We start from the raw sequence: 8,414 nt of genomic DNA on the forward strand, positions 1-8,414 counted from the left end.
CGGATGGCGCGTGCGCCACCCGCCACCCACCTCAAAGATTAAAAATCATATCCCACAGTCGCAATCACAGAACGCTCGGCACCCCAGTAGCAGTAACCCGTTCCATAACAACCCGCAACATAATCACGCCCCGTCAGGTTAGTGGCGTTCACTTGCACGAAAGTCCCTTTCAGCGAAGGTGTCCACGCACCCATATCCGCACGCACCATCGCGTCAATCAGCGTCACAGAAGGTACGCGTAGGGTGTTTTCATTATCCGCCCATTGCTTGCCGATATAACGGATACCCGAACCCAGGCTAATACCGAAGTCGGCCTTGAACATCCCCCACAGGCTGGCCATCTGGTCAGGTGTGACGTATGGCGTGTTGCCATCGTTACCGTCGATAGCATCTTTAAAGCGTACTTTATTGTACGTGTACCCAGCGATGGTTGAAAAACGTGAGTTCCACTGTGAACGCGCTTCCAGCTCAACCCCCTGAGAATGGACTTTACCGGCTGGCTCATAGTAACTGCCTTGCACCACGCGGTTACCGACATCATTCTGCGTCAGGTCATAAATGGCGAGGGTATACATATCTGTCGTACCGACCGGCTGGTATTTCATACCGGCTTCATACTGTTCCGCGGTGGTGGGTTTCAGCAGTTTGCCTTCAGCATCAGGCAGAACTTGCGGCGTTATGGCCTGGCTGTAGCTGATGTATGGGGAAATCCCGTTGGTGAATGCGTACAACAGGGATGCACGGCCGCTGAAGTGATCATCAGTACGGTTATCGGTAACGATGCTATCAATGGTTTCGGCCACGATATGGCTCTTGGTCACGATGTTGTCGTAACGGCCAGACAGCGTCATATGCCATTGATCCCATTGCATATCATCTTGCAGATAGACACCCGTTTGTTCGTATTGACGTGTACCGGCTTTGGTCAGCAGCCCTTGATTGATAGTGGAGTAAGTCGGGTCGCGCGGATCGTAATAATAGAAGCCGCCAGGACCCCCAGATTCACCTGTCCACGGGTTCAGGTTGGTGGTGTAAGCGGAGTCATCGGACAAATTGTTGGTGAATTTGTGGAATTCGCCGCCGAGCACCACTTTGTTTTCCAGTTCGCCAATCGCAAAATCAGCTTCAAGTTGGTTATCCATGGCGTAAGCGTCAAGCGATGACGTTTCACCGCTGTAATAACGCATCAATTCGTCATGCGCCACATCTGCCCAACCAATCTGGTAAGCCTGTTTCAGGCTAACGTTCGAATGGGTATAACTGGCATTCGAGCGGAAGGCCCAAACGTCGTTAAAACTGTGTGCAAACTCGTAGCTGTAAATCTGCTCATGGCGTTTGAATGCGTCATTGCCCGGTTCTACATCAGAAAAACCGGTGCTGATTTTGCGCCCAGTAGACGAATAGAGACTGCCATCAGCCGGGACAGAACCGTGGAATCCGCCTGAGGGATCTTTTTCCAGATAAGCGCGCAGCACCAGCGAGGTATTCTCGCCAGGCTGCCACAGAAGGGACGGGGAAATCGCATAACGTTCGTCACGCGTTTTCTCGTACTGAGTGTCACTATTCTTGGTTAAACCAATAATGCGATAGGCCCACTCGTCGTTAATCGCATTGGTGTAATCAAATGCGGTGCCGGTGGTGTTGTCAGTACCGTACATCGCACGAACGTGGCCTTCTTCAACAAACTGTGGGCGCTTGGATGTTTCCATCACCAGGCCGCCAGGAATGGTCTGGCCGTAAAGTGCCGAAGAGGGCCCTTTAATCACGTCAATTCGCTCGAGGAACCACGGGTCAACCTGAATCACGTTGTAGCTGCCGCCGTCGCTCATCAGACGCAGGCCGTCAAGGAAGGTGTTGTTGACATCGCCGCCGTGGAAGCCGCGCAGAGCCACGGTGTCATAACGCGTTGCACCGCCCGCAAAGCCGGTAAATACACCCGGTGTGTAATTCAACGCACTGTTTACGGTTAATGCACCCTGGTCTTCGATTTGTTGACGGGGAATCACTGAAATGGATTGGCCTGTGGTGATCAACGGCTCATCGGTTTTGGTCGCTCCACGGCTGACCGTAGCGCTATAGCCTTCGGTTGGGCTGGTGGAAGTCTGTGCCGGTGTAGCCGTAACGACGACGGTATCTTCTGCCAGCGAGTAAGTGGGTGCCGCGAGGGCAAACGCGCAGAGTAAAGCAGAACGCTTCACTGTAAATGCCAGTTTCATTTAATTATTTTCCCGAGGAGGTCTAGATTTAGCAATTATTGGTAACAAATGGTAATACGAATTATTATCGTTATTGTTTATCGTTTCAAGTACCAATATTGGCAGGGAGGGCCGGGTAATACCCTCTCCTGGTGGAGAGGGTGAGGGCGAGAGTCAGAAGGAAAACTATTGCGCGGAAGTTGCAGGCTGAGTCGTTTCTTTTACTGTTACCGGCCCTGGTGTGGCAGAAGGTAATTTGTCCGGTGTGGAGTCGCAGGGTTTTTGTTTGCCACACAGCAAATCAAGCATTTTCAATGTGACGCCGTTGGTCCAGCCGAATCCATCCTGCAACGGGTATTCACCCCCGCCACCGCCTGTACCGGTGGTGGATACGTCATATTTTTCTACCAGTTTTTGCTCGCGGTTATAGGTCTGCTGCACGTTAGTCAGGAAGCGCCAGCTGACTTCCATCGCCAGATCGTTTTGCCCGTAATTTTGCAAACCTTCGGTTGCCACCCACTGCAATGGCGCCCAGCCATTGGGGGCGTCCCACTGCTGGCCTGTTTTCAGGTTGGTGGTAGCCAGTCCCCCCGCTTTCAGTAATTGAGAACGGGTGATGGTAGCCATTTTATCAGCGCGCTCTTTCGACGCGACATGAACGTAAAGCGGGAACAGCGCGGCAGCGGTCAGTTGCGAACGTGCGGCGTGAGTTTTGAGATCGTAATCAGCATAGAAACCCTGTTTATCGTTCCACAGATATTTTTCCATGGCTTTTTGGCGGGCGTCTGCGGATTGCTGATATTGCGTGGCAGCCACGCTGTCTTTTGCCACACTGCTTGCATAGGCCAGAGTTTTTTCCATCTGGAATAGCAGGGCGTTCAAATCAACCGGCACGATAGACGTGGTTCGAATCGAACCCAATTGCTCAGGGTTATCCATCCAGCGCGAACTAAAATCCCAACCTGAGGCTGCTGCTGCGCGTAAATCGCGATAAATTTCAGTCGCCGGACGATTGGGATTGTTCTTTGCCGTAGTCACGTCATCCAGATACGATTCGGTGCGAGGCGTGTCGCGATCATCCCAGTAACGATTTAGCACCGAGCCATCTTTGAGTTTCACCACCCGCAAAGTTTCAGCACCCGGTTCCAGCGCATCGCTGCCCTGCATCCAGTAGGCGTACTCTTGTTTCAACTGCGGTAGATAGGTGGTGTAGGTTTCGTCACCGTTGTGGCTGGCGAGCAGTTTGACCATAAAAGCAAAGAACGGGGGTTGGGAGCGGCTCAGATAATAACTGCGGTTGCCGTTAGGAATATGCCCGAAGGCGTCGATTTCATGGGCAAAGTTATCGACCATGTCCTGCACTTTGTCCCAGTGGCCGCTTTGTGCAAGCCCAAGCATGGTGAAGTAACTGTCCCAATAATAGACTTCCCTGAAGCGCCCACCCGGCACCACATACGGTTTCGGCAACGGCAACAGCGAATCCCATTTATCTACGCTGTCAGTCGTGCGAGTCAGTACTGGCCATAAGCTGTCGATGTGTTCGCGTAAAGTCTGTCCTTCAGGTGGGACATACTTTTCACCTTCTTTTGGTAAGACAAAGTTAACGTCGACAAAATGGCGCAAATCGAAACCAGATTGATTGCGCTGCATGCGGTAATCCGCAAGGATCATCAAGGGATCATTCTTAGGAACTGCATCAGCAAACGTCTTCTGATCGGAGAATAATTTTGCCGTTTGTACATCGGTAAACAGTGGACCAAGGAGTACATCAGGCGGTTGGGGCAGCGGTTGTAAACCCTCAGCGGCGGAAGAAGGCAAAGTGAAAGTGACGAATACACAACCGATAGCTATTTGAATCGCAAACAATAACGTGCGAGGACGGCGTAACACAGGGTTTATCATTAATCGTTCTCCTTTACAGACTACAGCGGCGAAAGTTATCCGCGATCAACCCAATGAAAACCTTAGCCGAATATCCGGCCAGTGGTAGGGGAGATGTCTCATAATCAGATAAAGGAGATAATTTACCCTCTTGCTAACCGCCTGCTTAGCCTTGTGGATTGACCAACCATGTACCCGCTTTTTCAATTGATAACGTTACGCTTCGTGACTGATTATTATCCCGCAAGGTAATCTCATATTTGCCCACCGGCAGTTGCAACAAGCCGTAACCATTGGTTCCTGGCGAGATTTTTTCGGTCTTGCCGTTAACGTCCAATTGTTCGCCGTCGTTCATGCGCACATAAAGGCGTGCCATCGTCCCTTCAGCCACAGGCAGTGCACTTTTAGCCTCAGTAACGTCCCCTTTTTCCACGGCCGACTTTTCAGCTTTGGTCGTCTGGGGTGAAGAAACGGAAGGAGAATGATGACTGAAAATGAAACCGCCAATCGCCACCCCGATCAGCAAACTGGCAGCAATCTGGAGAGGAAATTTGTAACGCTTCCTGAAAGGTGAAAGGGGGGTGATTTCCGCATCTTCCACGGCTATCAGCATCGTGCCGGGCTGTTTCGGTGTCAGGCCATTGATACCGCTTAGCGGTATTTCGGCTAGTGTGACAAAATCGGCGATAGATTGCGGGCGATCCTCAGGTTTTAACGCCAATGCGCTATCCACCGCCTGCAACAGGCTATGGGAATAACCTTCCGGTCGATTTTTCGCAAGCTTCACGCAAGGGTCTTGAATGGTGCGGGTGACACTGGCTGGTGGATAGGTGCCAGTAATCAGCGTGTAGAGAATCGCACCAAGAGCGTAGATATCCGTCCACGGCCCAAGTTGGTTTTCGAGGTCTTCAGCGTATTGCTCAAGTGGAGCAAATCCCGGATTCAGAGGCGTTTTAACTTCATCGCCATTTTCTGATTGAGTAAAGCGTAGCACGCCAGAATTAAGCAGCAATGGCACACCGTTATCCTGAATCTGAATACTTTTTAACGACAAGTCTCGATGAATAAAACCTTCATCGTGTAATGTCGCCAGCGCCCCACATAACATGGGTAGCATGCTACGAATCCAGGTTTCATTAATCATTTCGGGTTGATGCTGATGCAATTCAGCTAGCGTCACGCCGCTTGAAAAGCGCGTCGCCGCGTAGGCGGTTTCGTTTTGTGTCCAGAAGCTTAAAACTTGCAGCAAATTCGGATGGTTGAATTGCGCAAGTTGGCGGGAGGACTGCACAAAACGCTTCATACCTACATTAAACGCCTGGCTGTCCTGTTTGCTGCGTAACACCAGTTGCATGTTATCGCTACGCACCGTCAGGGCCCGCGGCATAAATTCGCGGATAGTGACTGGGCGTTCTAGCTGGTGGTCCCACGCTTTATAAACCACGGTAGTGTTATTAGATTCAGTGACTTGAAGAATTTCAAATTCGTCGAAACGGAAACCAGGCGGCAGAGCGTCAGGAATATCTGTTTTGTAATCTTTATCAGTCATGGTGGTCTTACTCTGCTCGAAATCGACGAAACTTCAGGATTATTTCTGGGTGCGCCATACGCCAACCGCTGGATCACGCAATTGCGGACGCAGGGAATCAATTAACAACAGCGTGATAGGCGTATCTGGCGCAAGCCACGCTGACCAGACTTCTCGCACGGAATTTAAACGTTTCTGAATAGCGCCTTCATCCACCGCCATCTCGCGTGATATTTCCACAGCAATAGTGCCCGTTGCTCGCCAGCCATTCAGCTCTGCTTGATAAGGTAAAATCATCCAGCTCAGTGGGGCATGTTCATTACTGACCACCATACGCTGGTTATTAAGACTGGTGATGAGCAGGCTGTCAGAATTGGCGTCGGCGCTTAATCCGCTGACCGGAAAACCATGCACAAAAGTCATCATATGGCGCGTTTCGCCATTCACACCGCTCTGAATGATTTCACTGTGACCGTTCAACCAGCCACCTTTTTCACATTTGCCGTTGGGGATAAACATGGCTGATGAATTGGCATCACCTTGCCAGAAGGTACGCAGATGGCAGCCATCTTGCAGCGTAAATTCTTGCCACGGTGTGCGGTCAGCTAATGGTGAGTTTTCTACGCGAGTGGATTGGGTGTTAGGTTCAATGGAAACGATAGGCGCGATAATCACTTGCCAGTCGCTGCTTTTGCTCGCGGTACCCACTGCAAGCGCTTGACCTTGTGGATCTTCCATTCGCCAACTGACTAATTGCACTGCGCTACACTGGTTTTCCAGCAACGCTCCCAGACGGGGCATAAAAACGTTGAGTAGCGACGGGTTTTTATCACCATTGGCGACGATGCGCAGAGTGAGTTCTTGCGCACACCAGCTTTGCGGCGTGTTGTTTTGCACATCGTCAATCCAGACATCCAGCTTTTGCGAAGGAGACTGGACGATACGATAGTTACCAGTCGCCCACACCGTGGTAGACGCCAACAATAGCGCCAGACCCGAAAGCCAGAGTTTCATAAAAATCCTTGTTAGCCTAACAACTTAAGAAAAAATGATGACGTAAAACGTCGACAATTAATCAATGATCCAGGTGCCGCTGTTCGCATTCTGACACGCTTTGCTACTGCCATCGACAGCAACACAGGTGGTTTTTTTAGCCGCATGACGTGGACGTGGACGGTCTTTTTTTAGTGTCTGTGCATACAGTTCACTTTTCACCACTGCACGCGCCGGGACGTAACCCAACATTTCCTGTTTATCCTGCTCTGCAATGGCCAGCCAATTATTCTCAACTTGCCCCAAAACGGTATAACTTTGCCCAGTCTCAAGGGTGTTGATGACTTTCCCACCGAAGTCCGGTTTGCTCATAATTGACCCAGAATACAGCGCCTTAAAACTTGCGTTGACGGGGGTGAATTCTTTAGGTGCGGTAACCGCGTAACGGTGCGTCAGCGTGACACCATTGATTTCACTGGTCACGATCGTGTCGTCAGTCATTTTTGGCGGTGGCGTTTTACAGCCTACAACAGTGGCAACAACGGCAAGGATCAATAGATTGCGCAATTTCATCGTAACGTTCCCTGAAAAAATGGTTCAAACCTGGCCGCCGAGAAAGGGTGAGATGGCGTAGAAATAATCCAGGAATCTTAAGAATGACTAATATATTACCAATACAGACTAACGTTAATTTTACATTGCCTGATTAACAATTCAATGCGGATGTAACTGATTGACATCATTAAGTGTTAATCCTCCGAACAACTGCCTGATAGCAATGATTCAACACGTGAGCCGTCTATCATCCCAGGTTACTCCAAGCATACATTATGAAGTAGTTCTTCAATTTCAGGATTAACGATGATGATGGAGCCGTTATTTCCCAATAGCGACGATTTTATCATGTCTGTCGAAAATCCCTTCGCTGGCTTTCTTTACTGTTTCAGTGAAGGGTTTGCCGTGGGAATGGCTGTGGATGTTATAACATAGCAGCATGCAAGTTCAACCACTGTGGAGATAAACCCGCGCCCAAAACAGGGAACTCGAATGCGTCTTTACTACTGGCTAATCTGACGCACAACCCTTTTAATGACGCTAACCCTTTTTGCTACCTGGAAATGTGATGACGGAAATTAAACTTAACCTGAATGAGAAGGACGACATTCGACAGAAACTGGTGGATTACTGCGAGGAGAATTTTGATTTGACACTTGAGCAGTTCGATGCGGATTTTTTCACCGATTTCGTTATTAAAGAGTTGGGACCGGCGTTATATAACGCGGGTGTCGAAGAAGCTATTAAAACGCATGCTGCTTATTGTGACCGTATCCAGGAAGAGATGGATTTGAAGAAAATCCTCTAATTCCGCACTGAATATGAATGCTTTGCGGCAGCTAAAATATGACTGCCGCAAAAATTTAAACCGTTATCAACAGGGGACTAATTCCGGCATCCACGGAACAAATCAAGGTCCGGGTTATACACGCGGGTACTGATGTCCCAAAGCCCTAACACCGACGAGAACACGTTGTCGTGGGAGTAGTCGTTTTTAACCGCATTATTTTTCAAACACGCCATATTCATCTGTTTGTCAGCGATAAAACCGGGTGACATCCACACCTGCATCGGAATATGCGCTTGCTGATCCGGTGCCAGTTTGTACGGTGTGCCGTGCAGATACAGGCCACTTTCACCCAGTGACTCACCATGGTCGGAAACATACAGCAGTACAGTGTTGTACTGATCGCTGTATTTTTTCAGCTTTTCAATCATTTGTGCCAGCACGTGGTCGGTATAGCGCACAGTATTGTCGTAGC

The 8,414-nt window shown here is 49.8% G+C and carries 7 protein-coding genes; 1 reads left to right on the forward strand and 6 read right to left on the reverse strand.

Annotated elements, in window-relative coordinates:
- Positions 1 to 38: 38 nt before the first annotated feature.
- From VJY99_RS13330 to VJY99_RS13350, 5 genes are all read right to left on the reverse strand, one after another.
- Positions 39 to 2,216, reverse strand: coding sequence for a TonB-dependent siderophore receptor (locus VJY99_RS13330; protein ID WP_324119186.1), 2,178 nt, complete (start codon positions 2,214 to 2,216; stop codon positions 39 to 41).
- A 165-nt stretch (positions 2,217 to 2,381) separates the two neighbouring features.
- A complete protein-coding gene (treA, locus tag VJY99_RS13335; RefSeq protein ID WP_324119187.1) occupies positions 2,382 to 4,097 on the reverse strand; it encodes an alpha,alpha-trehalase TreA in 1,716 nt (571 codons plus the stop codon).
- Between the two features lie 145 nt (positions 4,098 to 4,242).
- A complete protein-coding gene (locus VJY99_RS13340) occupies positions 4,243 to 5,625 on the reverse strand; it encodes a serine/threonine protein kinase (protein WP_324119188.1) in 1,383 nt (460 codons plus the stop codon).
- 39 nt (positions 5,626 to 5,664) lie between these two features.
- Positions 5,665 to 6,618 carry a hypothetical protein gene (locus tag VJY99_RS13345; RefSeq protein WP_324119189.1) on the reverse strand — a complete coding sequence of 318 codons (954 nt, stop codon included), beginning with the start codon at positions 6,616 to 6,618 and terminating at the stop codon, positions 5,665 to 5,667.
- Between the two features lie 57 nt (positions 6,619 to 6,675).
- Positions 6,676 to 7,170 carry an SH3 domain-containing protein gene (locus VJY99_RS13350; protein WP_324119190.1) on the reverse strand — a complete coding sequence of 165 codons (495 nt, stop codon included), beginning with the start codon at positions 7,168 to 7,170 and terminating at the stop codon, positions 6,676 to 6,678.
- 550 nt (positions 7,171 to 7,720) lie between these two features.
- On the opposite strand from VJY99_RS13350, the gene VJY99_RS13355 reads away from it, so the two are divergent.
- Entirely contained in the window at positions 7,721 to 7,960 is a 240-nt protein-coding gene (locus VJY99_RS13355; RefSeq protein ID WP_324119191.1) for a DUF2164 domain-containing protein, read from the forward strand.
- 77 nt (positions 7,961 to 8,037) lie between these two features.
- Here VJY99_RS13355 and VJY99_RS13360 read toward each other — a convergent pair.
- The coding region (locus tag VJY99_RS13360) for a sulfatase-like hydrolase/transferase (protein ID WP_324119193.1) at positions 8,038 to 8,414 on the reverse strand (377 nt) is incomplete at its 5' end.

Origin of the sequence: Buttiauxella sp. (assembly GCF_035271705.1) — a bacterium.
Classification (GTDB): domain Bacteria; phylum Pseudomonadota; class Gammaproteobacteria; order Enterobacterales; family Enterobacteriaceae; genus Buttiauxella.